Consider the following 1,790-nt stretch of genomic DNA (forward strand, 5'->3'; position numbering starts at 1 on the left):
GAGACCGGCGCACGGGTGCGTAACGCGTATGCAATCTGCCTTTCACAGAGGGATAGCCCAGAGAAATTTGGATTAATACCTCATAGCATTGCAGGATGGCATCATCCAGCAATTAAAGTCACAACGGTGAAAGATGAGCATGCGTCCCATTAGCTAGTTGGTAAGGTAACGGCTTACCAAGGCTACGATGGGTAGGGGTCCTGAGAGGGAGATCCCCCACACTGGTACTGAGACACGGACCAGACTCCTACGGGAGGCAGCAGTGAGGAATATTGGTCAATGGGCGCAAGCCTGAACCAGCCATGCCGCGTGCAGGATGACGGTCCTATGGATTGTAAACTGCTTTTGTACGGGAAGAAACACTCCGACGTGTCGGAGCTTGACGGTACCGTAAGAATAAGGATCGGCTAACTCCGTGCCAGCAGCCGCGGTAATACGGAGGATCCAAGCGTTATCCGGAATCATTGGGTTTAAAGGGTCCGTAGGCGGTCCTGTAAGTCAGTGGTGAAAGCCCATCGCTCAACGATGGAACGGCCATTGATACTGCAGGACTTGAATTATCAGGAAGCAACTAGAATATGTAGTGTAGCGGTGAAATGCTTAGAGATTACATGGAATACCAATTGCGAAGGCAGGTTGCTACTGATGGATTGACGCTGATGGACGAAAGCGTGGGTAGCGAACAGGATTAGATACCCTGGTAGTCCACGCCGTAAACGATGGATACTAGCTGTTGGGGGCAACTTCAGTGGCTAAGCGAAAGTGATAAGTATCCCACCTGGGGAGTACGTTCGCAAGAATGAAACTCAAAGGAATTGACGGGGGCCCGCACAAGCGGTGGAGCATGTGGTTTAATTCGATGATACGCGAGGAACCTTACCAAGGCTTAAATGCAGACTGACCGATTTGGAAACAGATCTTTCGCAAGACAGTTTACAAGGTGCTGCATGGTTGTCGTCAGCTCGTGCCGTGAGGTGTCAGGTTAAGTCCTATAACGAGCGCAACCCCTGTTGTTAGTTGCCAGCGAGTCATGTCGGGAACTCTAACAAGACTGCCAGTGCAAACTGTGAGGAAGGTGGGGATGACGTCAAATCATCACGGCCCTTACGCCTTGGGCTACACACGTGCTACAATGGCCGGTACAGAGAGCAGCCACTGGGCGACCAGGAGCGAATCTATAAAGCCGGTCACAGTTCGGATCGGAGTCTGCAACTCGACTCCGTGAAGCTGGAATCGCTAGTAATCGGATATCAGCCATGATCCGGTGAATACGTTCCCGGGCCTTGTACACACCGCCCGTCAAGCCATGGAAGCTGGGGGTGCCTGAAGTCGGTGACCGCAAGGAGCTGCCTAGGGTAAAACTGGTAACTAGGGCTAAGTCGTAACAAGGTAGCCGTACCGGAAGGTGCGGCTGGAACACCTCCTTTCTAGAGCCCGAGTGTTAGCGAAAGCACGCTTGGGAAATAAGATGCCGGACTATAGGTTTTTGGATCTGAGATTGTATTGCTCTTGCTGTTAATTTAAAAAAATGATAAAAATTAAGTAAAACAGAGTCTCGTAGCTCAGCTGGTTAGAGTACTACACTGATAATGTAGGGGTCGGCAGTTCGAGTCTGCCCGGGACTACTATTTGACTTAATAAAAAGGAAATTTTAGAAGTTGAGCATTAATGAGCGAATTCATAACTCATAACTAATAACTCATCGCTAAAAATGGGGGATTAGCTCAGCTGGCTAGAGCGCCTGCCTTGCACGCAGGAGGTCAACGGTTCGACTCCGTTATTCTCCACAG

At 50.2% G+C, this 1,790-nt stretch carries 2 tRNA genes and 1 rRNA gene; all 3 read left to right on the forward strand.

From position 1 onward, the window contains the following. A 16S ribosomal RNA gene (locus tag ACWA1F_RS23885) occupies positions 1-1,427 on the forward strand; the annotation flags it as partial. A gap of 124 nt (positions 1,428-1,551) precedes the next feature. Further along, positions 1,552-1,625 (forward strand) — tRNA-Ile (locus ACWA1F_RS23890). Positions 1,626-1,713: 88 nt separating this feature from the next. Continuing rightward, positions 1,714-1,787: transfer RNA gene (locus tag ACWA1F_RS23895), tRNA-Ala, on the forward strand. Positions 1,788-1,790: the final 3 nt, after the last annotated feature.

The organism is Flavobacterium erigeronis (assembly GCF_054075165.1).